Origin of the sequence: Glaciimonas immobilis (assembly GCF_011947285.1) — a bacterium.
Classification (GTDB): domain Bacteria; phylum Pseudomonadota; class Gammaproteobacteria; order Burkholderiales; family Burkholderiaceae_D; genus Glaciimonas; species Glaciimonas immobilis.
Window position 1 is genome coordinate 570976 of the sequence record NZ_JAAOZT010000006.1, and the last position, 23746, is coordinate 594721.

Annotated in this window: 26 protein-coding genes; 6 read left to right on the forward strand and 20 right to left on the reverse strand. The window is 52.1% G+C overall.

Translation table 11 applies throughout. The features are described 5' to 3' along the window. Window positions 1–241: 241 nt before the first annotated feature. From HAV38_RS11605 to HAV38_RS11640, 8 genes are all read right to left on the reverse strand, one after another. On the reverse strand, window positions 242–1207 hold the full coding sequence (locus HAV38_RS11605; RefSeq protein WP_168055500.1) for a PDR/VanB family oxidoreductase: 966 nt from the start codon (window positions 1205–1207) through the stop codon (window positions 242–244). A 213-nt stretch (window positions 1208–1420) separates the two neighbouring features. Further along, window positions 1421–2131: an ABC transporter ATP-binding protein gene (locus HAV38_RS11610; protein ID WP_168055501.1), complete on the reverse strand. Its 711-nt coding sequence runs from the start codon at window positions 2129–2131 to the stop codon at window positions 1421–1423. Then, window positions 2128–2880 carry an ABC transporter ATP-binding protein gene (locus HAV38_RS11615; RefSeq protein WP_168055502.1) on the reverse strand — a complete coding sequence of 251 codons (753 nt, stop codon included), beginning with the start codon at window positions 2878–2880 and terminating at the stop codon, window positions 2128–2130. The genes HAV38_RS11610 and HAV38_RS11615 overlap by 4 nt, the downstream gene beginning before the upstream one ends. Continuing rightward, a complete protein-coding gene (locus HAV38_RS11620; protein WP_168055503.1) occupies window positions 2877–3908 on the reverse strand; it encodes a branched-chain amino acid ABC transporter permease in 1032 nt (343 codons plus the stop codon). Before HAV38_RS11620 ends, HAV38_RS11615 begins: the two co-directional genes overlap by 4 nt. 4 nt (window positions 3909–3912) lie before the next feature. Then, on the reverse strand, window positions 3913–4833 hold the full coding sequence (locus HAV38_RS11625; RefSeq protein WP_168055504.1) for a branched-chain amino acid ABC transporter permease: 921 nt from the start codon (window positions 4831–4833) through the stop codon (window positions 3913–3915). A gap of 63 nt (window positions 4834–4896) precedes the next feature. Beyond that, window positions 4897–6075, reverse strand: a complete 1179-nt coding sequence (locus HAV38_RS11630) for an ABC transporter substrate-binding protein (RefSeq protein ID WP_168055505.1) — start codon at window positions 6073–6075, stop codon at window positions 4897–4899. 179 nt (window positions 6076–6254) lie between these two features. Further along, window positions 6255–7190: a VOC family protein gene (locus HAV38_RS11635; RefSeq protein ID WP_168055506.1), complete on the reverse strand. Its 936-nt coding sequence runs from the start codon at window positions 7188–7190 to the stop codon at window positions 6255–6257. After that, a complete protein-coding gene (locus tag HAV38_RS11640) occupies window positions 7180–8292 on the reverse strand; it encodes an aromatic ring-hydroxylating dioxygenase subunit alpha (RefSeq protein WP_168055507.1) in 1113 nt (370 codons plus the stop codon). Before HAV38_RS11640 ends, HAV38_RS11635 begins: the two co-directional genes overlap by 11 nt. A 29-nt stretch (window positions 8293–8321) precedes the next feature. Here HAV38_RS11640 and HAV38_RS11645 point away from each other — a divergent pair, with 29 nt between their 5' ends. Then, on the forward strand, window positions 8322–8501 hold the full coding sequence (locus tag HAV38_RS11645; protein ID WP_168055508.1) for a hypothetical protein: 180 nt from the start codon (window positions 8322–8324) through the stop codon (window positions 8499–8501). Window positions 8502–8894: 393 nt separating this feature from the next. Here HAV38_RS11645 and kce read toward each other — a convergent pair whose 3' ends face one another. The 5 genes from kce to HAV38_RS11670 all read right to left on the reverse strand — a co-directional run bounded on the left by kce (window position 8895) and on the right by HAV38_RS11670 (window position 15206). After that, window positions 8895–9821, reverse strand: coding sequence for a 3,5-dioxohexanoate:acetyl-CoA acetone transferase (gene kce, locus HAV38_RS11650; RefSeq protein WP_184013386.1), 927 nt, complete (start codon window positions 9819–9821; stop codon window positions 8895–8897). A gap of 15 nt (window positions 9822–9836) precedes the next feature. Beyond that, complete coding sequence (locus HAV38_RS11655; RefSeq protein WP_168055509.1) at window positions 9837–10712, reverse strand: fumarylacetoacetate hydrolase family protein; 876 nt, start codon at window positions 10710–10712, stop codon at window positions 9837–9839. 193 nt (window positions 10713–10905) lie between these two features. After that, window positions 10906–12603, reverse strand: a complete 1698-nt coding sequence (locus HAV38_RS11660) for an FAD-dependent monooxygenase (RefSeq protein WP_168055510.1) — start codon at window positions 12601–12603, stop codon at window positions 10906–10908. A gap of 284 nt (window positions 12604–12887) precedes the next feature. Continuing rightward, complete coding sequence (locus tag HAV38_RS11665; protein WP_168055511.1) at window positions 12888–13922, reverse strand: aromatic ring-hydroxylating oxygenase subunit alpha; 1035 nt, start codon at window positions 13920–13922, stop codon at window positions 12888–12890. A 132-nt stretch (window positions 13923–14054) separates the two neighbouring features. Beyond that, window positions 14055–15206 (reverse strand): porin, encoded by a 1152-nt coding sequence (locus HAV38_RS11670; RefSeq protein ID WP_245182334.1) that lies wholly within the window; start codon window positions 15204–15206, stop codon window positions 14055–14057. A gap of 205 nt (window positions 15207–15411) precedes the next feature. Here HAV38_RS11670 and HAV38_RS11675 point away from each other — a divergent pair, with 205 nt between their 5' ends. Further along, window positions 15412–16278, forward strand: a complete 867-nt coding sequence (locus tag HAV38_RS11675; RefSeq protein WP_168055512.1) for a LysR family transcriptional regulator — start codon at window positions 15412–15414, stop codon at window positions 16276–16278. Between the two features lie 36 nt (window positions 16279–16314). On the opposite strand, the gene HAV38_RS11680 is transcribed toward HAV38_RS11675, so the two are convergent. From HAV38_RS11680 to HAV38_RS11690, 3 genes are read right to left on the reverse strand one after another with little or no spacing between them, the layout of a single operon-like run. Beyond that, window positions 16315–16677 (reverse strand): hypothetical protein, encoded by a 363-nt coding sequence (locus HAV38_RS11680; protein ID WP_209216722.1) that lies wholly within the window; start codon window positions 16675–16677, stop codon window positions 16315–16317. Window positions 16678–16718: 41 nt separating this feature from the next. Next, window positions 16719–17639: an NADP-dependent oxidoreductase gene (locus HAV38_RS11685; RefSeq protein WP_168055513.1), complete on the reverse strand. Its 921-nt coding sequence runs from the start codon at window positions 17637–17639 to the stop codon at window positions 16719–16721. A 26-nt stretch (window positions 17640–17665) separates the two neighbouring features. After that, window positions 17666–18112, reverse strand: coding sequence for an ester cyclase (locus tag HAV38_RS11690; protein WP_168055514.1), 447 nt, complete (start codon window positions 18110–18112; stop codon window positions 17666–17668). A 114-nt stretch (window positions 18113–18226) separates the two neighbouring features. Between HAV38_RS11690 and HAV38_RS11695 the strand changes: the two genes are divergently transcribed. After that, window positions 18227–19117 carry a LysR family transcriptional regulator gene (locus tag HAV38_RS11695; protein WP_311734806.1) on the forward strand — a complete coding sequence of 297 codons (891 nt, stop codon included), beginning with the start codon at window positions 18227–18229 and terminating at the stop codon, window positions 19115–19117. Between the two features lie 438 nt (window positions 19118–19555). On the opposite strand, the gene HAV38_RS11700 is transcribed toward HAV38_RS11695, so the two are convergent. Genes HAV38_RS11700 through HAV38_RS11710 form a run of 3 tightly spaced genes read right to left on the reverse strand, consistent with a single transcriptional unit; the run spans window position 19556 to window position 20580 of the window. Beyond that, the gene (locus HAV38_RS11700; RefSeq protein ID WP_168055516.1) at window positions 19556–19867 is read right to left on the reverse strand and encodes a helix-turn-helix domain-containing protein; all 312 of its coding nucleotides are present in this window, start codon (window positions 19865–19867) and stop codon (window positions 19556–19558) included. Continuing rightward, window positions 19857–20015: a type II toxin-antitoxin system RelE/ParE family toxin gene (locus HAV38_RS11705; protein ID WP_375791657.1), complete on the reverse strand. Its 159-nt coding sequence runs from the start codon at window positions 20013–20015 to the stop codon at window positions 19857–19859. The genes HAV38_RS11700 and HAV38_RS11705 overlap by 11 nt, the downstream gene beginning before the upstream one ends. Window positions 20016–20055: 40 nt before the next feature. Then, entirely contained in the window at window positions 20056–20580 is a 525-nt protein-coding gene (locus HAV38_RS11710; protein ID WP_168054731.1) for a site-specific integrase, read from the reverse strand. Window positions 20581–20769: 189 nt separating this feature from the next. Here HAV38_RS11710 and HAV38_RS11715 point away from each other — a divergent pair, with 189 nt between their 5' ends. From HAV38_RS11715 to HAV38_RS11725, 3 genes are all read left to right on the forward strand, one after another. Further along, a complete protein-coding gene (locus HAV38_RS11715) occupies window positions 20770–21891 on the forward strand; it encodes an HAF repeat-containing PEP-CTERM protein (RefSeq protein WP_168055517.1) in 1122 nt (373 codons plus the stop codon). A gap of 593 nt (window positions 21892–22484) precedes the next feature. Beyond that, on the forward strand, window positions 22485–22682 hold the full coding sequence (locus tag HAV38_RS11720; RefSeq protein WP_168055518.1) for a hypothetical protein: 198 nt from the start codon (window positions 22485–22487) through the stop codon (window positions 22680–22682). Beyond that, window positions 22679–23107 (forward strand): hypothetical protein, encoded by a 429-nt coding sequence (locus HAV38_RS11725; RefSeq protein ID WP_168055519.1) that lies wholly within the window; start codon window positions 22679–22681, stop codon window positions 23105–23107. Before HAV38_RS11720 ends, HAV38_RS11725 begins: the two co-directional genes overlap by 4 nt. Window positions 23108–23565: 458 nt before the next feature. On the opposite strand, the gene HAV38_RS11730 is transcribed toward HAV38_RS11725, so the two are convergent. Continuing rightward, on the reverse strand, window positions 23566–23746 hold a 181-nt coding region (locus HAV38_RS11730), incomplete at its 5' end, for a hypothetical protein (RefSeq protein ID WP_168055520.1).

A 23746-nucleotide genomic window follows, 5' to 3' on the forward strand; every position in this document is an offset into this window, starting at 1 on the left:
ACGCCAAGCCCTACGATGATCGCCAACATCCACAGCGCCGTGCATATGCCGCCCAGCTATGGGCGATTATCTGCGCTACAACTCTGCCATCGGCAATAGCTTAAGCGAATTCGTGATTTTGTTTGTTGCGCGTGAATGGACCCACGATTATGACTGGTATGTACAATACTGGAATGGAAATCCTGTCACTAATTTGTCCATCCAGCAACTTCACAGACCGACGATTTCGTTCACTCTCTCATCAAATGTCGAGGATTAACATCGGTGACTTTGATCGAGAGCAGCAAGGGGTAAACTGGTCATTTTTGACTTGCTCTTCGGCGGTTAAGTACACGTCACGATGGTCCGGTATTCCTTCAAGCACACGCGTCAGGCATGTCCCACATACACCTTGTTCACACGAGGTCGGGATATATACCCCGACAGCAGCCAATGCCTCTATTACCGTCATATCCTTTGGAACCAGTACCACTTTTTCTGACCTCGCCAACTTGACTTCAAAACTGCCGTCGCTGTCTGATCTGACCACCTCGGCTGAGAAAAACTCATAATGCAATTGATCCTCTGGCCAACCTGCAGCGCGCGCTGTATTAAGCACTGCGTCCATGAATCCTTTAGGACCACAAACATACAAATGCGTTTCAGTCAGAGGTGTTCCGAGTAGCGCTTGCATGTCGAGCTTCTGCTGCAGAGCACCATCATCAAAATGAAACTTAACCTTATCTGTAAATGCGGAATCTTTGATCCGGCCGTAAAAAGCCATGCGCTCCTTCGAGCGGGAACAGTAGTGCATGGCAAACTCAGCGCCAGCGATGGATAGTCGCTCGGCCATGCAAAGGATCGGCGTTACGCCAATTCCGCCAGCAATTAGCAGGCTTCGGCGAGCCCCATGCGTCAGGGGGAAGTGGTTTTTCGGCAGACTGATGTGAAGTATATCTCCTTCTTTTACAACGTCGTGCATCGTTTTTGAACCTCCACGCGTAGAAGAATCCTTTAATACGCCGATGACGTATCGATGGTTCTCTGCAGAGTCATTGCAAAGCGAATACTGGCGTATTAGGCCGTTCGGTAAATGGACATCGATGTGAGAGCCTGCGGAAAAAGCAGGCAGCTGTATGCCGTCGGTACTGACAAGTTCAAAAGTAAAAATATCGACCGCTTCCTGCGTCTTGCGGGCGACTCTGACGGTAATTAATGGAACGCTCATATTGGCAAGCCTTAGATCATTTTTCGAAAATATTGACACTGCTCAGGTAGTACGCTCAAGCAAAGAATGTGGATCAAGCACGTATTTGCACGGAGCCCCGGCGTCGAGTTCGGACTTCAAATTTTTTCATTGGTTGATTTTTAGTGCATCGAAGGTGCTTTGTAATGTCGGACTTTGAAGAACGCCTGTCATTACACCTAAGCACCCATAATTTTAAACACCAACATATTCATGCAGGACTTGCGGATTATCACGTAAAGCCTGCGAGGTTCCGCTCCACACGACTTTCCCCTTTTCGATGACATAGTGGCGGTCTGCAAGGCGTAGCAAAGGGCCAATGTTTTTGTCGATCACGATGAGCGCAAGACCGTTGTCCTTTAAACGTTGCAGACAATCCCAGATTTCGGCCCTGATAAGAGGAGCGAGGCCTTCAGTAGCTTCATCGAGAATGAGCAGCTTAGGGTTTGTCATCAACGCACGACCTATTGCCAACATCTGTTGTTCGCCACCTGAAAGGTTAACACCGAGGTTGCGCTCGCGCTCTTTTAGGCGTGGAAACATTTGGTACACCCTATCAAGCGTCCACGGTTGCGCGACCTTATGGCGATTCTGCGCAGTGGCAACGAGATTCTCGCGCACCGATAGGTTGGGAAATACATGGCGACCTTCAGGCACCAAACCGATCCCACTGCGCGCAACTTTGTAGGTTGGCTTGCCGTTAAGCTTCGCGCCGGCCATAGTTACCGATCCACTACTAGGAACAAGCATCCCCATGATCGTTTTAACCGTGGTCGTTTTGCCCATGCCGTTCCGTCCTATTATTGTGATCACTTCCCGAGCCTGAACTTCGAGGGAAATACCAAACAGGACCTGACTTGCATCATAAGCAGAATTGACTGCTTCGACATTCAAAAGCGCCGTCATATCATTTCCTCCTGATCGCCCAGATATGCCGTTCGTACGTCGGCGTTGGAGCGTATCTCTTCAGCTGTCCCGCAGGCGATGCGCTTACCATAGACCAATACCGAAATACGATCTGCCAAGGCAAAAATTGCATCCATGTCATGCTCGACAAGCACAATAGCATAGCGTCCTTTGAGTTTTTGCAGCAATTCCACGACCGCCAGTGACTCATGGCGGCTCATGCCTGCCATGGGTTCGTCCAGCAAGAGTAGCTTTGGGCGCATCGCGAGTGTCATAGCAATTTCAAGTTGACGGCGTGCGCCATGTGCGAGGATTCCCACGCATATGTTTGCTTGTTGTTCCAATCCCACCGTGGCAAGCAGTTCGCGCGCAGGTTCCACCAGACGCGCATCAGAAAGAACCGGTTGCCAAAACATAAAACTGTGTCCTTCGGCAGCCTGAACTGCCATCACGACATTCTGGAGGACGGTGAACTCCATAAATACGGAGGTAATTTGGTATGAACGTGCAATGCCCGAGAGCGCACGCTTATTAACCGGTAACCTGGTTACGTCCCGCCCGTTGAGCAGAATTCTTCCCTCGCTCGGTTGCAGTTCTCCTGACAACTGATTGATAAGTGTCGTCTTGCCAGCACCGTTGGGTCCAATGATGGCATGGAGTTCTCCAGGTTCCACCTCAAAATCCAGGTGATCAGTGGCCAGGAAGCCACCAAACCGTTTGACCAGCCCTTTTACCGATAGCAAGCTCATTGTTTATGCTCTCTGCGCCGCAGCAGCGTCCCATACAAACCGTGTTTGAGTGTCAGCGTCACCACAATGATCAGGATGCCGAACACAGCGAGCCAGTAATCGCGAATCATTGCATCAATTCCCCAAGGTAGCGCAGTGCGAAACGAGGTGAGCAATTCCTCCAGAATGAGCCATGTGGCTGCACCGACCACTGGCCCAATTAATGTGCCGATTCCCCCGAGTACCACCATGACGATTAACTCGCCCGAAGCAGACCACGACATATACGAAGGCGAAGTAAAGCGCGTTAAATTGGCTAACAGCACGCCAGCCACGACACATACCTGCGCGGACAGTACATAGGCAGTAAGCTTGTAACGAAAAACCGGAAAACCGAGTGCCAGCATGCGGCGTTGGTTGGACTTGCATCCTCGAATAAGCATGCCAAAGCGCGCATTCACAAGACGGTGAAATCCATACAGAGTGACCATAAGTATGGCGAATACCGTGTAGTACAAAGTTGTGGGGTTGGTCAGACTGAAAATACCAAAGTTGCTTTGTGACGAGATGGGCAGACCATCGTCCCCACCGTATTCCCTAAGGCCAACCACTAAGAAATAAAACATCTGCGCGAAAGCCAGGGTGATCATGATGAAGGCCACGCCGGTCACGCGCAAACTTATTGCACCAACCAGCAGCGCAGACAGCGTCCCGACGCAAAGGGCGATACCCAGATGCGCCCACCCACTTCCGATGCCATGGAACGATAATATTCCTACAGAGTACGCACCAATGCCCACATACATGGCGTGTCCCAGGCTGACCATGGCACCGAACCCGAGAATCAGATTGAGGCCAAGGGCTGCTAATGAAAAAATCATAATGCGCGTGACAATGGTGAGATAGAACGATTGTTCGGTCAGTGTTGCAACCACCGGCATGAGAGCCAGAAGCGTAACAATCAAGATTACCGCGATCAGTTGTATCGGTTGGGAGGTGCCTGACGGACTATGTTTAGCCAGGTATTCTTTTATTATGTGCGTGTTCATTACCTTACCCATGTTTGACCGGAAACAGACCTTGCGGACGCAAGGCTAGCACCAGCGCCATCAAAATATAAATCAACATCGAAGCCAGAGCAGGCCCTGCCGCCTGGGCCGTGCTACGCTCGAATACCCCGCGTAAAAGAGTAGGCAACATGATCCGGCCTACCGTGTCGACAATCCCCACAATTAATGCACCGTAAAACGCGCCGCGTATTGACCCGATTCCACCGGTCACAATGACCACCAGGGTGAGGATCATGATCGGCTCTCCCATTCCGGGCTGCACTGAAAGGATCGGTGCAGCCATGAATCCAGCCAATCCGGTCAACGCCGCACCACCGCCGAAAACCAGTCCGTTAATAAGTCGAATGTTCACTCCCATGCCTGCGACGGTTATCGGATCGGACGCACCGGCACGGATTAACATGCCGACACGGGTCTTGTTAATTACCAGGTAAAGGATTAAGCCCACCAATACTCCGACTGCGATAATAAAAAATCGGTAGGTTGGATAGGAAATCCCAAATAAATTGATTGTTCCGGTTAGTGCATCAGGCAAGCTCATGTACCTCGGCGACTGACCCCATACACCGCGTACTACTTCGTTCAGCAATAAAATGAGTCCATATGTCGCCAACACCTGGTCGAGATGACTTCGTGAATACAACTTACCAAGAATAAAACGCTCTAACAACATGCCCATCACCAGTGTAGCTGTCACAGCAAACAGCCCCGCTAACACGAACGAGCCGGTCCACCCAAAAGCGCTTGCGGCGAAGTAAGCACCCATCATGTACAGGGAGCCGTGCGCAAGATTTACGAAGTTCATAATCCCTAGCACCAGCGTTAAGCCGGCAGAGAGTAAGAACAGCAGTACACCAAACTGAAAGCCATTCAGTACCTGTGCAAAGAAAAGAGATGTCGTCATATTTTTATCAAAAGGTACCAAATTCGTATGCACCGGAGCTAATGAGCACGGAGCGAATATTGCCTACTTTAAAGGGCATTGTGCAGCGTAAACATCGCCATGATTTTTTAGGGGAGTGGCGAAGCTTTTTAAGTTGATGCGCCCCCTGGAATCTTTAACCACCTCAAACATATGCATATCGATCACAGGAAAGTTGTTGGTACCGAACTTGAAGTTCCCCCGCACCGACTTAAAATCAGCAGCTTTAAGCGCTGTCCCAAAGGCCGCTTTGTTTGCCGCTACCTTGCCTTGAACTTTTGCGATCGCAGAATCGAGCAGCAGGGCACCGTCGTAGGCTTGGGCCGCGAAGTTGGACGGAATCCGCTGGTACTTTTTTTCAAACGCTTCGACAAATTGTTTGTTCACCGGATTGTCAAAATCTGGAGACCAGAAACCGCCCCCAACGATTCCCAGTGCGCTGTCCCTTAGAGCCGGCAGTGTTGTACCGTCTACCACGCCGGTGGTCAGTAAAGGTAAAGTTTTGAGCAGACCGGCCTGTTGGTATTGCCGCACAAAGTTAATCCCCAGTCCACCGGGATAGAAGGCAAAGATTGCGTCTGGTTTTTTGGCCGTCAGTTGCACAATTTCAGCGGAGAAATCAAGCTGGTTCAGTGGAGTGTAATATTCATCCAATACCTCCCCTTTGAAGAAACGTTTGAATCCAGCGATGACATCTTTGCCGCCTTGATAGTTTGGGGCCATCAAGACCATCTTCTTATAGCCCTTGTCGGTAGCATACTTACCCACTACCTCTGAAATGAAATCGCTCTGCCAGGAGACGACGAACTGGTAAGGCGAACATTGTGCGCCGGCCAGGGGAGACGGCCCCGAATTGGTCGATAGCAAAAATACTTCTTTTTCGGTAATCTGCCTTGCTACTGCCATCATGATGTTAGAACCGGTAAAGCCGGTGATAATTGGCACATGCTCTCGTCCGATGAGCTTTTGTACGATCTGGGATGCGACCTCAGGTTTTAACTGGTCGTCCTCCTTCAACACTTCGACTGTTACGCCTCCCAGCTTGCCGCCGCGCTGCTCTACCGCAAGCATGAACGCATCGTATTGATCTTGTCCAAGTGCTCCGGCCGATCCTGAAAAGGTGGCCAGGAAACCGATCTTTAAAGGCGACTCCGCATAGGACGGTGAAGCTGCAGCACATGCCAGTAGAATGGGAGTCAGAATGCGGGTGATGATAGAGTTCACTAGTTCGTTCCTTTATTTTCAGTAATCGTCTGCCTGGCTTGTTCACGCGGAGTGCCACTACCTGGATCCTGGCGCGGGGCACTGCAGTCAAGGTTCTTGGCAGACAGCGTTAACAGGATGCGCGCCGAGTATTTTCTCGCCAAGGAGATACACTAAACTTTCAAAGCTTTACAACCTGTTTATTTAATAGCTGTTGGAATAAGGCCTTGCATCTCGGCGAATATTGCCGGCGGTTGATGACCCCAAAGACTAATGCGGTTATATTCGCGAACATCACACCAATCATCACCGATCTGCCGACCAGTGGCACCGATCTCAACCTGCCAGCCGTCTGGACTAACGCTGTAAAAACTCACCATGCCGTCGTTCTCATGCTGGCCAAGCATGTTAGCGATCGGCGTACCGCTGGCCAATGCTCTTTCATAGGCAACGCCGACTTCCGTCACCCTGTTGACTTCGAAATTAATATGGTGAAGTTTTTTAGCTATTACGGGTACGGGCAGGTGGGCGATTGCTAGCGAATGGTGTCTGGCGTTACAATGAAAAAAGGAGACATTCATTTCGATCGGACCCATCGGCATTTTTAAATAGTCGGACAATTTCAGGCCAAGGCCCTTTGTTGCAAATTTCACCGAGGCTTCATACACGTCATCACTGGCCACGGCGAAAACGAAATGCCCAAACCCCTGATCCTTAGTGATGAATCCATTCGGGAAATCAACGCTAGCGAAAGCCGTTGCTGCTTTTTCAAGTCCGAAAACCACTTCTACATCCACCCCCCACGGCGCCTGCACACGAATCATGCGTTCAACTCGGCGCTCCTGATTCTGGGCATCTGTTGCGGGAATAGGGTCAAGACCGAGCTTTCGGAGTTGCGATATCACTTTTTCATAAGAGTCCAGGCTAGTCGCTTCAAAACCAATGCAGGTGACGTCGTCGGATGCGCCTTCGACCAGCATCACACGTTGCGATTTGTCATCGTCTCGCCAGGTCAGTGCGCCTTCCCTTGTAGCCTGTCCCGGCATTAAACCCACGACCTCAGTTAAATAAGTCGAAATCGCGGCTGGCTTGCTGCTTTCCAAAACGATATAGGCAGATTCAAGTTCAATTTTCATAAGGTACATCCTTGCTATCGCGTTTAGCTAACGAGAGTTCTTCACTATTCAAAGCTGCTTTGCTTGCCGCTGCTTCGTTCTCAATCATTACCGCCACCATTCGCCTGGCATGTGCCAGTCCGGCATCCGACGCAATCATAACGAGCGGCGCGCCTTCCAGCCTGTCAAGCGATTGCTGCTGCGCTTCAACGACGACTTTGTCTTCGGCGAAGGTCACAGTTAGGCTAGCCAGTAATTTGCTGCACAGGTCGGCTTTGCTTAGTCCGCCGGCGTCGTATGTGTGTGCGCCCGACCAGAAATAGTGAGTCGTTGTTTCGGTTTCAGGCGTCTGCAGGTTCAGGCCCATGAACGCCATGCCGCCCTCGCGGTTTCCCTCCCGCGCGCCAGTACCTGCATCCGTGGCGCCGGTATGGATGCGCACAATTGCAGGCGGAAAAAAATCAATTTCCATCCAGCGATCAACTGTTGGCGTGTTAAATTTATGAGCGGCAACATAAGAAGGCGGAGGGACCGAGTCCATCATCCAGCGTATCACTTTGACGCCGGTTTCTGAGCGCGTGGTCTGGGTGTCTGCATCCGAATGCGCTTGGGGTGTACCGCCAATAGTGCGTTGATGGACATATCCGACATGTGTCAGGTCCATGAGATTGTCAGTCACCAGCTGGTAGGCACTTTTGATGGAGTACCTGTCCTTGATCCATACCCAGGCGTCGTCGTCGTGCCATGGATGGGCCACGATCAACGCCGGATTTGCCAGTGCTGGCTCCCCCATCCAGATCCAAAGCATGTGATCTTTCTCCACTACCGGGTAGCTCCTGACCCGAGCCTGCGCAGGAACACGTTCCTGGCCTGGCACCTTTACACATAAACCGTTGCGGTCATAGACGAGCCCATGGTAACCACACTGAAGTTGATCGCCGACGACGCAACCATGTGACAACGGCAGCGCGCGATGGCAGCATCGGTCTTCCAGCGCGAGTGCCGTTCCGTCTTCAGTGCGGTAAAAAACTACAGGCTGATTCAGCAAGACGCGGCCTAACAAGCCCTGCGTTTTCACCTCGTCGGCCCAGGCGCCCATGTACCACGCGTTATAAACAAACATCCGGTATTTCCTTCCTGTTAAAGGTTGTAATGATTGCAGCTAGTACTGTTTTGCGACAACGTCGCGATGACGGGTTCTCAGCGGTTCAGTTTATTGGCGAAGCTGTTGGTGACGCTGTTGGTGAAGCTATTGGTGAAGTCAGAAATGGTCACGTGATTCTAAAAGAAAACGAAAAATGCTATTTTCACAACCATATCGGGCTACTGTGATTTTTTGTAAACAGCGTTGAATTCAAATCATCTTCTGCCTTAAACCCGCCGTTGGGTACAAGCTGATGGACGCGCGAATGACCAAAAATCTTGGACATTAACGCCTCATTTATTACTTTCCAAAGCGAGTATGTGATCGGGTCTCCGGGAACCCGCAATCAATAGGGTGATATGTGTCTCCAAAACCAATTTTGGTTTTTTTATACTATGTTTTGCATTTTTATTTAGTATAGGAATTATATGAATCGTTGGAAAGCTACCTTATTAAATAACTGCTATGAATAATTTAAATGGTGGTTCGTCGCCGCAAAAACGGTCGCGTTGAAACGGGGATTTGTGCTAAATGTTTAAAATTAGCACTCTCTTATTTGTTGCTATATTATTAATAGTCTTTCACAGCTGAACGCGATCCCCACCTTTGAGGCCTAGCATCAGGCGCGCTTCATCGGGTGTGGCAATGTCTAGTCCCAACGCTTCAAGTACGCCGCGAATGAGCTGTACTTGCTGGGCATTGCTGATTGCGATTTCATTGGGCCTCAGATAGAGCGAGTCTTCCAGTCCCACACGCACGTTGCCACCCATGAGTGCGGCCTGTGTAACCAATCCCATCTGCCGTCGTCCGGCGCCCAGTAACGACCAGTCATAGTCAACACCAAACAGCTTGTCTGCGATGCGCTTCATGTGCGTCAGGTTCTCGTGATCTGCACCGATACCGCCCAACACACCCAAGACGAACTGGATAAAGGGGCGCTTTACAAAGCCGCGCTCAACGAAATGATGTAGTGTGTAAAGGTGACCTACGTCATAGCACTCGAATTCAAACCGTGTTCCATGGGGTTTAGCCAGGCGCTCGAACAACTGTTCGATATCACCAAAAGTGTTACGAAAAATCGCATTACGTGAACTTTCCAGGAACTCTGGTTCCCAGTCGTACTGCCAGTTCTTGCGCTTATCGAGTATTGGGAAAAATCCAAAATTCATTGAACCCATATTACACGAGGCCATTTCGGGCGAAACATCAAGCGCGGCAGCCAGGCGCTGGTCCAGCGACATGGTGTGCGCACCTCCGGTCGTGATGTTAATAATTGCGTTGGTCTGCGCATGAATGGGTTCGAGGAATTGGCGGTAAAGGGCAGGGTCAAATGCCGGACGACCATCGTCTGGATTACGCGCATGCAGGTGCAGTACCGCTGCGCCAGCCTGCGCGGCAGCAATGGCCTGCTCGGCAATTTGGGCCGGCGTGACCGGCAGGTACGGCGACATGCTTGGCGTGTGAATAGAGCCGGTAATGGCGCAGGTAATGATAACTTTGCGTTGCATGATATTGTGTCCTTTTTAGCTCTTTACTGGTTCAGCAACAACGCGGTTCTCGATATGACCGATACCGTCAATTTCTGCTCGCATAACATCGCCCACTTTTAGAAAACGCGCGGGCTGCATGGCAATGCCGACACCGGACGGCGTGCCTGTTGCAATCAGGTCGCCCGGCTCCAGCGTGAAAGCTGCCGATAAATGCTCGATTTGCTGATAAATGTCGTAGACCATTCCAGCTGTCGTTTCTTCCTGACGCAGTTCGCCGTTCACGTACAGGCGCATATTTAGCGCCTGTGGGTCGGGTACCTCGTCGTCGGTTACGATCCACGGACCGATCGGCCCTGTTGTATCGAAAGATTTCCCCATCGTCATTGTTGGTGACCGCATTTGCCAATCGCGCACGGTCACGTCGTTGCAAACCATATAACCGGCGATGACCTGGCGGGCATTTGCTGCGCTCACATGGCGGCAACGTTGGCCAATTACCACGCATAGTTCCACTTCGTAGTCGAGCTGGTCCGACACGCGTGGCATGTGCACGTCGCCGGTTGGGCTGTTCACGCAGGTGATCTGTTTATTAAACCAGATTTGTACTTCAGGTATTTTCATACCGGCGCGAACGGCTTCTTCAACATGCTTGCGGTAGTTCAAACCAATGGCTAGAAACTTACCCGGATTCGGGACCGGTGCTAACAATTCAACGTCTGCCAGCGAATATGTAGTTGCCGGGCCTGGCAAAACTGCTTTGGCGCGTGCTAATGCTTCCTGTCCTCCAGCGAGAAATTCCATCATGGTTGATGGTAAATGGGCGTCAGACGTTGGCAGATCCAAAACCTGGTTGCCTACTACTTTTCCAATTGAAGTGACGTCGTGGTGGCGGTAAGTTACGAGTTTCATTGTTTATCCAAAATATATCGTTATTTAAAAAACTTAGGGCAAACCGCAGCACCCGTTAAGACAAGCCTTACAACGTACATAAGCTGTAGCTGCGATAGTGCTAGTTATTTATCAGGTCCCAATATCGTGGCCAGATGCATCCAGATACCTATAGGCCACGTCGTTAAAGGCGCTAACGGGTAGGGTTTAGCTTTCAGAGAATATGACCGGTGGCACGTCGTAGTTGAGGAAGCGCTTTTGAATTGGCCGGGCCACGCCACGCGATGTGGTGGTCCGGTCGAATCAGCACCAGTTCTGCACCATATATATCGCTCACAGCCGCGCTTGTACGCGTCAATTGCACAAGCGGTATGCCCAATGAGACAGCAGCATCCGACCATTCGGCTTGTGTGGCAGGCGCGAGGTCCACCGTGCTGAGCAAGGTAAATCCGGCGCCGAATCGGTCCAGCAACGAGGTGCCCTGGGACTTGTCGATTTGGGGATCTGCGACATGGGGACAGCGTGCGCCAGGATAGCCGCTCGGTATATAGATGTTCGGACTGTCCACAGGCGGTTCAGAAGCTTCGTGAGCGACAATTGCACTTGAATACCGGACCCCCAGTTGAAGGCCTGGAATGTTAAATTCATCCGCTACATGTTTAAGCAATCTTTGACCTAAGGCCTTGCGCCCGCTCTCTCCATTGAGCGTATCCGCCTCGAGGTCGGGTGGCATAGGCAGCTTGCCAATGCTGTCAGCCATGCTATGGGCAAACCGAGTATTGCGCTCGGCCATCGGGTGTCGCTCGGTGTGGTAGCTATTGAGCAATGTGTCAGGCGCCCAGCCTTGCGTGACTGCAGATAGTTTCCAGCCAAGGTTGACCGCATCATCAACGCTAGTGTTGTAGCCCATGCCGCCGGTAGGAGTAAACAAGTGGGCAGCGTCCCCTGCAATGAATAAGCGATCGTGCCGGAACGCCTCAGCTACAAGCATGTAACCGGCCGTCCAGGTTCCGCTATTAAGTATCTCGTAATGAAAAACTGGTCCGCCGGTTAGCGCGCGAAATACCTCGTCAGGATCGATGTTTTCGGCTACTTGGCCTGGCTTGAGCTGAATGCCGATTGCGAACTCATCCACACCATTGATGGCGATTAAAATGCCGCGCATCTCACTGTTGACGATCCACGATTGCCAGGCGGGGCGTTGCAAAGGTCCCTGGGCCAAGCACTGGTACAGGTCTGCCGATCGGAAGTGCAAGGTCATCATCTGGCCACCAAAAAACTCACGCTGCGCCTGGCTAGCGCCTTGGTAGCCGCACCCCATAGCCTCACGCACAATGCTTCGGGGGCCGTCGCATCCCACGGCGTATTGAGCGTTGACAGTTAGTGAACCAGCGCCAGCCACTTCACGGGCCATCACAATTGTGCCATCAGCGGTATCGGCCACTGAAGTGACCTCCCAGCCGAAGCGCGTCACTACGCTGGGATAGCGAGAGAGTTCGTCGCGAAGGATGCGCTCAATGTACATCTGCTGGGCGCGGTGCGGTAATTCCGGAGTTGGCCATGCGGCTTCACCGTAATCACCAAAGTCACTGCGTTGCGTGACCTGTGCACGCGAAGGAATCCGGAAGCGTGCAATTTCATATCCTGCTAGCCGCGTGCAATACATTACGTCTTGCGGATGATCTGCCGCTAAACCGGCATTCCGTACGCGGTCTGCAAACCCCCGACGCCGATAGTGCTCCATGGTACGCGCCGAGGTTGCATTGGCTTTAGGCACTGAAGGTGCCAGGCGCTGTGTTTCAATCAATACACAGGGCACGCCACGACAGCCAAGTTCGATAGCCAACATCAGGCCGCTGGGTCCGCCACCAATAATGGCGACATCTGATACTAAAGAGGTGGAATTGTTCACGATGCCGATCCTGAGTTTTTAAGGGACTTCTTCAAATTTAATTGCCTTGTGCCTGCCACACTTTTAAGATTGCGGCGGAGGGCCAATGGCGTGAGATAGACGCCACTTTTCTACACGCGCGCGTGACTATGCCGTTAACAGATTTGTTAACAAGGTTGTTTTACCAGGCGGGCACTTGCTCCAAGGTCTGGTGGGGCGGATGCACTTTTCGGACTTTACGGCAGCCTTGACCCTCAAATAGTCATCCGGGTTCGTCACGCGAAGGCGTGCGGCTGCCTTCGAATCTACTTAGGTACTGCAGCATCACGCTCATCCTCGATCAGTTTTCTCAATGCCCGCCTGATTCGAACCGAACCGGCATCCGTGTGTAAAAGTACGGGATGCAGGTCGAACAAATCTCGATCACCTAAAAAAGCCTGCTGCGCTTCGAGCATTGGCTTGTCCTGTTCGATGAATGCAGTGCGTTGCCATTGTTTGATTTGTTCATCGACTTTATGGTCACCGAGGGCAAAGTCACGCGTGTTGCCAAAAAAGTAGTGGCATGTTCCCTGTGATTCGGCTGAAATAATATGAGCACTTTTGACATCAAACAACGATTCACTGCGATCACCGGGACGATACCCACGCACACGCAGGATCGCCACTGAGGGAGCGTGCCACTCAACCTCATTGACCAGATCGATTGGAGCATCCAGACCTCCAACAGCATTTGAATAGACAGCTGCTGGTTTCCCGTTGGGCAGAGTAAGCCGAGTAGTGATCGTATTACCCTCCTGAAATACTTCGCTCTTGAGCTTATGAAAGACTTCGGAAGCTTGAAACTCGCTGTGGACGTATTGAACGTGGGTGAGGTCGCTGAGATTGTCGATGGCGAGCTCGTAGTTAGCGCGTGTCGGCATATAACCCTGTACCGTAGAGCGCTTTGGGTCGACTAGAAAATCCAGATTTACGATGCTCGAAGGGTCTGCTGCCGCGGGATCGCCCAGCCAGACCCAAAGCACGCCATACCGCGACACGGCGGGAAAGGTGCGAACCCGCGCCGCCTTCGGAATGATCGCGCCTTCGACGGGATTTTTCACACATGATCCGTCGGCACCGAAACAAAGTCCGTGGTAGCCGCATTCGATGACATCGCCAATTTGACGTCCTTTGTGCAGCGGAACGAAGCGGTGCGGGCAGCGATCCTCAATGGCTGCAATGGAGCCATCGCTCAAGCGGTAGGCGAGAATATTTTCGTTGACGATCGTGCGGTGCACAAAACCGATGTCCAATTCATTGGCCCAACCGATCATGTACCAAGTATTTCGTAGGAATGCCATAGATACCTTTCATTTTGTGACACAAAGTCACTCACTCGTAACGTACAACTGCGCCTGTGTCACTGCTCAAACAAGATGCGTAAGGCAACGCCGCGGCTGATCGCTTGTCAACCGTCTCAGGCATAGGGCAAATTAAAAGGTCGTGCGAATTCCAAAGTCAGTACCGGTACCGCTGCCAAACGATCTCCCACCGCCAAATGCAGTCTGCAAGCCGGGATTGCCACCACCATTTCCACCAAGGAAAGTATAGGTGCCGTTGTTTTTATTTCGAATGTGCGAAATAGCCGTGTAGAGCACAGTACGCTTTGAAAGATTGTAAACATAACCAATTGCAAATTGATCAGCACCGTCGCCAGCGGCATTGTTTTGCTTAGTAGAGTTATATGACACCGGAATCGAGCCAGCTCCGGCAAAAATCGAGGCACCTACTCCCCAATGCGTGTACTTGGTCCGAGTAACATCCGAGTTATTAACGCCGACGTGGGCTGTAAGTTTAGCAACGCCGACAACGTAAGAACCACCTAGGTTAAAGTCCTTGAAAGTAGTAGACAAACCTGCCGCCCCGGGCAGTGGTGCGCCTTTCGATTGCGCGTATGAAACGGCAGCGTTCATTGGGCCGTTGGTGTAGCCAAGGCGGGCGCCAGTATATTGTCCGATAGCCGCAGTACCCGATACATTTTCAGGGAATACGTACATTAGATTGCCGTAAATACCATTGCCAAAAGCCGTTTGGCCATTGGGAGCAACACCCCAAATGTACTGAATCGCGTTGTTGACCCGAGTAAAAGCAAGTGGATTTGTACCATTGAAACCATTGGATCCACCACCCTTGGTAATATTGGTAGCGGAACCAGGACCTGCGCCACCGAACGCATCGAACACGACATTATTCCACCATGATGGGGGAGCGTCACGGCCCAAACGGACTTCACCAAAATTGCCGGCTATGCTTATCGTTGATCGTCGGCCAAACAAAGCGGAGCCAGCGAAAGCACCGGTATCGTTCAGGAGTGCTGCTTCCATCCAAAAATTAGCCGAAAGTCCGCCTCCCAAATCTTCAGTGCCACGAAATCCCAAGGAGCTTGGCCCATTACCGCTGGTACTCTCTATGGTTTTACTCACCCCACCTTGACTGTAATGACTGATGTCCGCGTCAAGAACGCCGAAAACAGTAACGGACGACTGAGCAGAGGCCGCAGAGGCACAGCCTAGGGCTGCAAGACTGATAAGAAGTTTTTTCATTGTCTCTTTTTTGTTAGTTATAATAATTTTATTTTCAAGCAATGTTATTGCTTGGTTTGAACTTTTTCAAATCACCTGAGCAACTTCGTTCGAATTACCGTACACATTTCTTGCAGGTCTTCTCACCGTATTGTGCTAGACAAATCTAAGTGTAATGACCGTGATACTATGTGGATAGTCCATTACCTTGATTGATGTTATGATATTTTCTGATGACAAAGATCTGCGAATTTTTGATATGAAGGTTATGGCAACCCTCATGGAAGAGCGGACCGTAACAAAAGCTGCGGTTCGGCTAGGCGTGTCCCAGTCTGCTTTGAGCTACACGTTAGAGCGCATGCGGGTGAGATTCGCCGATCCACTATTTGTACGTGTTGGCAACAAAATGTCGCCCACGCCCTTTGCTGATCGCCTCGGAGCCGCATCAGCACGCGTGCTTCGCACTGTTGAAACTGAAATGGAAGGACTTACCCCCTTCGATCCCGCTACAACGCAACGTGAATTCCGACTACTTGTCAATGAGGTTGGTGCGATGACAATGGTGCCGAAGTTGATTCGGCTGTTGGCTTCTGTGGCACCGGGTGCCCGGCTAGCTCCAGAGAGAGGAGACTCTTCAACGCTTGCGAAAGCACTCGCAACCGGGCAGATCGATCTGGCAGCGGGTCACTTTGCCAATGTGGATGACCGCCTCTATCAGCAGTTGCTGTTTAAGCGGGATTATGTTTGCATCGCGCGACGCGACCATCCCTACATCAGTGATGCGATTTCATTAAAAGAATTCAGCCAGGCGCCGCAGATTCTCGTGGACGCAGCGCCTGTTACACAAGACTGGATCAATGCTTTACTTAGCAAACATTCGTTACGGCCGACAATTGCGATGACATCACAGCATATTGCGGCCATTCCTTTTTTTGTCGCGAACTCAGATATGATTTCGATCATTCCGAAGGAAGTGTACGATTTGTTTCTGCCAATCGCAGCCATTAAAAAAATTACGTTCCCTGTACCAATTCCGCCAATCGATATTCGACAGTATTGGCATGCACGCCTTGCAAGCGATCCTGCGCTGCGCTTTTTCCGAGAACTGGTCTTTGAGGCCACGCGTGAAAATTAGAGCAGCCTTTGGTGTGGCGTTGGTGCAATGCGGTGATCAAGTAATTCTGTGGCGACCGGCCTTGTTGGTGGTGCGCAGTTTCAGCTCCGCGATCAATGCACAATAGCGCTTCAACTCCGCTTGCAGCAACATCCTCGGCTTGCCATAGTTGGCGCGGTGCGCAGCGTGCGGTTTCTTAAACGCTTGCAGCGCCCGGTAGACGTTCGTCGCGGAGACGCCGTACAAGCCGGCCACCGCAGCGATCTGGATGGCACGCTCTGGACTCTTGGGCGGTAAACGGTCTAGTCGCTGCCGCAACTGCAGCAGCCAATCGACAGGAAATGCCCATGTCGGTTGCTCATTGCGGGCCAGCGCGCGGTACCCGGAGGCGTGGCCGATGCCGGATGAGGCGCTTGTCACGAGGACGACTTGTTGATCTGCTTGCATGAATACCCCCTTTATCAGTTGCTGGTCCGGATCAGAACCTTGCCGCGTGCGTGTCCGGTTGATAGCTTTTCAAGCGCGGCGCGCGTATCGTCCAGATGGAAGATCGTATCGGTAATGATCTGGAGCCGGCCGGCGAGAAATAACTTGATCGCTTCTGGCAGAACAGATGCGGCCTCGGCAAAGAAGACAAATGCGCCGGTATGGTCGCTCTTCGATTTGATATCGAATGCGACGAGGCTGGCAATACGTCCGCCCGGCCCCAGCACCGACCACGATTGCTCCAGGACGTCGCCACCCATGGTGTCAAGTACCAGGTCCACGTCACGCAGCTGCGTGAAATCGTCGGTCCGGTAATCGATGACTTCGTCGGCACCCAGACTTTTGACCAGATCAATATTTTTACCTGATGCGGTGGCAATGACATAGGCGCTGGCATGGTGGGCCAGCTGGACGGCCATGATGCCGACGCCGCCTGCGCCGGCATGGATCAGCACGCGCTGACCGGGTTTCAGAAGGCCCGCATCGAACAGTCCCTGGCGTGCCGCGCCGAATGCCGTTGGCAAGGATGCGGCTTGTTCGAAGCTCATCTCTTCCGGAATGGCAACCAAGTCGCTGGCGGCCATCACCAGGCGTTTGGCGAACGCGCCACCGGCACCCGGCGCAGTGCGGCCGACGACGCGATCCCCTGGTTTCAGATGCGTGACGGCGCTACCGACGGCGTCGATCACACCGCTGAAATCCGTGCCCGGCGTATAGGGAAACGTGACCGGAAAAACCTGCTGCATGTAGCCAGCAATCATTTTCAGGTCCAGCGGATTGACACTGGCCATCTCGATGCGAACAGCCGATTCATGCGCTTGCAGGGCTGATGCAGGAGCGTTGCCGAGTTCGACGACGTCAGGCCCGCCGAAGCCCTGGATATACGATGTTTTCATTTAATCCTCGTGCTTGTGAAAAGGGTTCAACCTTGTGGCGGGAACTGGCCGAGTTGCAGGAACAAGCCAAACCAGTCCTCCATGTGCCAGGTAGTGGTGACCAGGCCGTTAGCGACCGTGTGAAACTCGTGCAACCGGAAGTTCACCTTTTTGCCGGTTGGGGCGATGCCGAACAGCTCGCCCAAATGAGTCCCACTGATCTCGGCGCGCACGCCGACTTTGCCGGGCTCCTGGATCGTGTCGTGGATGGTGATGTGCACGTCCGGAAATGCGGCGACAACCATGCGAATGATCGGCTTGATCCCAGCCGGCCCCGGACCCTGACCTGGCGCCAGCGGAATGTCGTCCCATTCAGGGGCGAGTACAGCATCAACGAGATCGGGGTTCTGTTCGCTGAAAGCGCGATACAACGTTTGTACGGCAGTGAGTTCGGTGCGTAATTGTTTGGACAAGTCTGTCGTTGACATATTCATAAAAAGATCTGTTGAGAGGAGAAGGAAGTGCCAGTGTGCCCTCTGCGGTACAATCAGTCCAACAAATAACTTGTATAGATAATTATTCGAATTATGGATTTTCATGGCGTTGATTTGAATTTATTGGTCGCTTTTAATGCGCTGATGAACGAACGGAATGTCACGCGTGCCGCGACCCAGGTGGGCGTGAGTCAACCGGCAATGAGCGCGGCCTTGTCCCGGTTGCGTAACTTGTTGGGTGATCCCCTGTTCCAGCGCAGCAGTGTTGGTTTGATTCCCACACCACGCGCGCGGGATTTAGCTTCGCCCGTCGCCGCGGCCCTGCGTCAGATTGAATTGGCTATGGTCAGCCAGCCCGTTTTTCAGCCTGAGACGGCGTCAGTGACGTTCAAATTGGGCCTACAGGATTACCCCACGGTGGTCCTGCTTCCGGCGCTATTGGAAGCGCTTGAACAAACCATGCCCGGCGTATCATTGAATGTGCTTGCCTTTAATGACCGTGATGCCGCTGTCGATCTGCTCGATGCCGGGGTGATCGATGCCGCGATTGGCGTGTCGCCGACGAATACGGATGCTCGCATTCTGACACGGCCACTATTGCGCGATGAATTTGTCACCATCGTATCGAGCGATAATTTGGCGGCCAGGTCCCCAATGAACTTGAACACTTACCTCGACCTGCAGCATGTGCTTGTGTCGCCCGAAGGACAGTTGCACGGCCTCGTCGATCAAACCCTCGCGCAACAGGGCAAGAAGCGCAAGCTCGCATTGACCTTGCCGCAAATATTTGCTGTGCCTGCGGTCGTTGCGCGCACCAACATGGCCGCCACCATACTCAAACGTGTAGCGCTTCATTCGCAGGCCAGCCATCGACTTATCTTGTTTCCGCCGCCCCTTGCGCTGCCTGAGATCGTTTTTCACCTGATATGGCATCGACGTAGCGACAATCACCCCGCTCAACTATGGTTCAGGGAATTTATTGCAAAGCACTCAGCCGCCTTGTAATCAGCATGTGGTTTTGAGTGCACCAGCGGTTGAAGTATTTGACGGCTAAATACTGGCCCGCTATCGCTATCAATTAAGACCGACAAGCTGACGACGGGTAGGGGCCAAGGGGCCAAGGGGCCAAGGGGCCACATCTGCACATACTTAATATGACGAGCGTCTGAAGATCGCCATCAAGGCGGCGCACGTGCAAACACGCGAGACTTATGACGCGCTGACTGAGAGCCGCTGACTGAGAGCCGCTGACATAATCACGCTTTTCCTCGAGCCGTGCACTGAAGTCGGCCAGCAGCGCGGAGCAGCTTGTTCCGGGCCGTAATTGGCCTATTCCGGCTATTCATAGGGAGGCACGAAATAGATTTGATCTTACACATCATTAATGCAAAAAAGCCGACTTCTAAGTCGGCTTTATATTGACGGATTCACCATTAATCAACGCTAGACTAAATGCACCTCAAGGCGTTTGCCGAGCGCTGTTGCATATTTTCGCAAGGTACTGAGGCTCGGGGAGTGTTTGCCTGACGCCAGTGCACTTTCTAGACGGGCGACTGCCGTTGCTTTGGTTCCCATGCGCTCAGCAATTTGCGCTTGAGTCAGTCCTGCAGCTTTGCGCGCAGCGAGAATCTCATCCATGATAGCGAATTCTTCTCGATTCAGCCGTTCGTATTCCGCACGAACGGCAGGGTTCTCAAGGGCTTTGACTTTGAGTTGTGCGTGAGTCATAGGTGATGGTGAATGATTAGATGCCATTTTTAAACTCCTTCATGCGGTTTTCTGCAATACGTTTTTCTTTCAGGGGTGTTTTTTGTGCCTTTTTTACGAAGCTATGCAACATAACAATTTCGCGGCCAATTACAGTACAGTAGAAGACGCGAGCAATACCTTCAGCGCCTTTCAAGCGCAACTCAAAGAGACCATCACCGAAGTTTCGATAGTCGTCACCGAGTCATGCCCGCATAACACCTGTATTTTTTCAAGCGGCACACCGGATAACCACATATCGGTCGCGCCCTTTGCTTATAGATTATAGAAGCCAAAGCCCACAATCGATTCTTTTCGTAGCTTGCGATGTTTGTTATCCGGGTTTTACCTATGGATCTTCGGAGCATTGAGCATAGATCGTCATAGGTATATGGAAAGCCATCCATTCGATGAATTATCGTCATACCTGGACCGGTAGCAGTGCCCTCTACGCGTAAGTCTTTGAGGATTGCATTTATGTCAGGGGTGATAGTTATATCGACAATGGCACGAGTTTTATTTTGATCATTGCGGATTATTCGTCGATTGCTACCATCCGGCGCGCGTTTCCATATGATATTGGCTGGCGTCCAGCAGATAATATCTTTGGGGCGTTGAAGCGTGCGATAGATGAGGTCCATCAAACTACGAATTTGACGAACTGCTAATTTGCGTGCCGCTTGAAATTCGCCGTGTTCCACATAGCGAAGAGATATTCCCATAGGGAATATCAGTAAAAGTAGAGATTAGTAAGTTTTAAAGCAACTTTTTTTGAGACGATGGGGAACGGCAATAATTTTCAATTAAGTATTGTTGCAGTGCATTAAGAATTGACGTGCTTTTTTGCACAGTTTGCTCAAGGAAGTAACTACCAGCAGCTGATCACCCCCCGATACATCAGATAAGAAAAAATGAACCCATCATTCCTCCACCGCCTTGGTTTGCTTGCATGTGTGTTGCTGATTAGCGCCAGCCAGGCTAATGCGACAAGCTATACATTCACCGAACTGATCCCACTGGGAGGCACTAACAGCTACGCCTACGCCATCAACAATGCCGGCCAGGTGGCAGGGTTTTCCTCTACTGCTGGCAACGTTGTCACCCATGCTACCCTGTGGAATGGCACCACGGCGACCGATCTGAGCACACGGGGAGCGAGTAACGTCTACGCCACCGCCATCAACACTGCCGGTCAGGTGGTAGGGTATTCCTCTACCCCTGGCAACACTACCTTCCACGCCACCCTGTGGAACGGTGGCCCTGAGGGGACCGACCTGGGCACACTGGGAGGCACTAACAGCTACGCCTACGCCATCAACAATGCCGGCCAGATTGCAGGGGTTTCCTCTACCGCTGGCAACACTACCTTCCACGCCACCTTGTGGAATGGCACCACCGCGACCGACCTGAGCCCACTGGGAGGCATTTACAGCTACGCCTACGCCATCAACAATGCCGGCCAGGTGGCAGGGTCAGCCTCTACCGCTAAGAACACTGCCCTTCACGCCACCCTGTGGAATGGCACCACCGCGACCGATCTGGGCACACTGGGAGGCACTAACAGCTTCGCCTACGCCATCAACGATGCCGGCCAGATGGCAGGGGTTTCCTTTACCGCTGGCAACGCTGCCCGCCACGCCACCCTGTGGAATGGCACCACCGCGACCGACCTGGGCACACTGGGAGGCACTACCAGCGTCGCCTACGCCATCAACAATACCGGCCAGATTGTAGGGGTTTCCTCTACCGCTAAGAACACTGCCCTTCGCGCCACCCTGTGGAATGGCACCACGGCGATTGACCTCAATAATTTTCTGAGTGCCAGCGAGGTCAGCGCCGGCTGGGTGCTGCAGCAGGCCAGGGGCATCAACGACAGCGGCTCGATTGTCGGATACGACTATAATACTAAAACACGCGCGCAGGAAGCCTTCCTACTGTCAGTTAGCGCGGTGCCCGAGCCGGCAACCTACGCGACGCTGCTGGGGGGGCTGGCATTAATTGGTGCCATGGTTCGTCGTCGCAAGTCTTTATAATATTTCCCATCAGGCAGTCACTTGCCGCGCAAGCGACCGGCCCCGCAAGGGGCTTTTTGCCGCCTGGACGCGATGGAGTGGACATGACACCGATAGGGCGAACATCCCTTCGAAAAAACCAATGGTCCGGGGGGCTGCTTTGGCGGCGGAAAGAAAGGAAGAAAGAAAGGGACCAGGAGATGAGATTTTCAGCCGGCGACTGCAAAAAAAGGAGGCGCGATCTGCACAACAAACGACTGCATGGCCTTGGGTAACCGGCACCTGATAGTGCTGTGAACGTACCAGGAGCGACCACCACGATGGTGCTGCCCACTCCCTTTTTCCAAAAAAGTTTGCGCTTTAGGAAAATCTCCGCTATCGTTTGGTTGTCTCTGAGAAAAAGGGGAACGGGTTTGAGATCCCGATTTGACAAAGGCGCACATACGGCGCAGGCCGTTTTTTTACGTGCGTAGACCTTGTTTGCCTTCATTGGGCGGCAGTGGTGGGGGGCTTCGGCCCGCCGGTTTCCTTTGTCACTGGTATCTCAACCTGCTATTTGCCGCCCACCCCGTTTGAGATCGGGACGCGGTTTAACCGCACAAGGAAGTCACAACATGCTTAGCACCGTCACGCCTACCCAATCGCGCTTACAAACAATTCAACGTCTGACTCGTCGGTCTACCGCGATGGCTGTCACGCTTCCCGCGCTCGACATGCTGATCTCTGACAACCAACGTAACACCAATGATTGTCATGAGCTGGTAAGTGATGTTTCCATCGACCTGTCTGCATTAATGGGCGGTGTAGAATGACCAAATCCAAATCCAAGTCCAAGTCCAAGTCCAAGTCCAAACCCACCACGCCCCCGCAAGCGCCAGTTATACCAAAAACCAATCCCCATTTTCGCAGCGTTGACCGCGCACCCTATGAGATTGGCTTTCTGCTCAAAGCTATTGATGACGATGTTTCACCCCATGCGCCAATCACCGACGAGCAAGCACGGGAAGCAGAAGCTATCGCCAATCACGCAGACAACGCGCAAGAAGTTATTTCCCGCGGACTGGAGGCGATCGGTGAGGTCCTGTCCATTGCCGCGTGTAATGCCGAATGTGTGGTGAATAGCAGGACCATTTCGGCCATAGGTGAAATTATCCGACACCTGACGGTCGAGTCCCAATTGATGCACGACATGGGCGACTTGATGAAAGATACGGTAGCAGCGCACCAAAAAAGGTAAGCGCAATGCCTGAAGCCACCACCCGGCAGCATGGCTTCTTTTTGAATATTTATATAATAAATGTGGCATGAATACGTTATTCGCGCCGCTAGTGCAAGAGCGTATGGCACAAGAAAATATTTCGCGCCACGAAGGGAAAAGTGTGGCGCGAATACTTTTTATGAGCGAATGATTGGGGTTGTTGATAACGTGAAAAAATTAGAAGGCTGACGGATTCGTGATTCAATCTGGCGAAAAGCGGATCGTGCTGACCAATTTTTGTTGGGTTCAGCAGGCGCAATATTTTTTATTCCTTGCTTACCTTAATGGCGCTGCGAGCAATTCTGTCAGCCGGATTTCTGCCTTGCAGTTCGGCCAGTAACTGGTGCTTCTGTCATCGGACGCTCCGGAATAGTTGATGGGAATTAAGAAAAAATAATGAAATGCCTTTTAATAGATGATCGCTTCCCGATGAAACGCTATCGGGTCTCGTCGGATGCCGCTGCGTCGACATTGCGCTTGCTGCCGCCCAGACTCACATTTGCGAATGGCTCGACCATCCTGCCATCAAGTTCGGCCATGCGGTTCAGCAGCCATTGTTCGGGTTCGCCGAAACTCAGCCGGCGCAGCATCACCGGCGACGATTTGAACTGCGGCTGG

Excerpts from the sequence above, each read along its gene's own strand:
- HAV38_RS11725 (WP_168055519.1), top strand. The coding sequence starts at position 22,679 with ATGACCAAATCCAAATCCAAGTCCAAGTCCAAGTCCAAGTCCAAACCC.
- HAV38_RS11700 (WP_168055516.1), bottom strand. The coding sequence starts at position 19,867 with ATGGCATCTAATCATTCACCATCACCTATGACTCACGCACAACTCAAA.
- HAV38_RS11710 (WP_168054731.1), bottom strand. The coding sequence starts at position 20,580 with ATGGGAATATCTCTTCGCTATGTGGAACACGGCGAATTTCAAGCGGCA.
- HAV38_RS11605 (WP_168055500.1), bottom strand. The coding sequence starts at position 1,207 with ATGAGCGTTCCATTAATTACCGTCAGAGTCGCCCGCAAGACGCAGGAA.
- HAV38_RS11610 (WP_168055501.1), bottom strand. The coding sequence starts at position 2,131 with ATGACGGCGCTTTTGAATGTCGAAGCAGTCAATTCTGCTTATGATGCA.
- HAV38_RS11715 (WP_168055517.1), top strand. The coding sequence starts at position 20,770 with ATGAACCCATCATTCCTCCACCGCCTTGGTTTGCTTGCATGTGTGTTG.
- HAV38_RS11685 (WP_168055513.1), bottom strand. The coding sequence starts at position 17,639 with ATGAAAACATCGTATATCCAGGGCTTCGGCGGGCCTGACGTCGTCGAA.
- HAV38_RS11635 (WP_168055506.1), bottom strand. The coding sequence starts at position 7,190 with ATGAAAATTGAACTTGAATCTGCCTATATCGTTTTGGAAAGCAGCAAG.
- HAV38_RS11675 (WP_168055512.1), top strand. The coding sequence starts at position 15,412 with ATGGCAACCCTCATGGAAGAGCGGACCGTAACAAAAGCTGCGGTTCGG.
- HAV38_RS11665 (WP_168055511.1), bottom strand. The coding sequence starts at position 13,922 with ATGGCATTCCTACGAAATACTTGGTACATGATCGGTTGGGCCAATGAA.
- HAV38_RS11625 (WP_168055504.1), bottom strand. The coding sequence starts at position 4,833 with ATGACGACATCTCTTTTCTTTGCACAGGTACTGAATGGCTTTCAGTTT.
- HAV38_RS11690 (WP_168055514.1), bottom strand. The coding sequence starts at position 18,112 with ATGAATATGTCAACGACAGACTTGTCCAAACAATTACGCACCGAACTC.
- HAV38_RS11720 (WP_168055518.1), top strand. The coding sequence starts at position 22,485 with ATGCTTAGCACCGTCACGCCTACCCAATCGCGCTTACAAACAATTCAA.
- HAV38_RS11615 (WP_168055502.1), bottom strand. The coding sequence starts at position 2,880 with ATGAGCTTGCTATCGGTAAAAGGGCTGGTCAAACGGTTTGGTGGCTTC.
- HAV38_RS11655 (WP_168055509.1), bottom strand. The coding sequence starts at position 10,712 with ATGAAACTCGTAACTTACCGCCACCACGACGTCACTTCAATTGGAAAA.
- HAV38_RS11645 (WP_168055508.1), top strand. The coding sequence starts at position 8,322 with ATGATTGCAGCTAGTACTGTTTTGCGACAACGTCGCGATGACGGGTTC.
- HAV38_RS11640 (WP_168055507.1), bottom strand. The coding sequence starts at position 8,292 with ATGTTTGTTTATAACGCGTGGTACATGGGCGCCTGGGCCGACGAGGTG.
- HAV38_RS11620 (WP_168055503.1), bottom strand. The coding sequence starts at position 3,908 with ATGAACACGCACATAATAAAAGAATACCTGGCTAAACATAGTCCGTCA.
- kce (WP_184013386.1), bottom strand. The coding sequence starts at position 9,821 with ATGCAACGCAAAGTTATCATTACCTGCGCCATTACCGGCTCTATTCAC.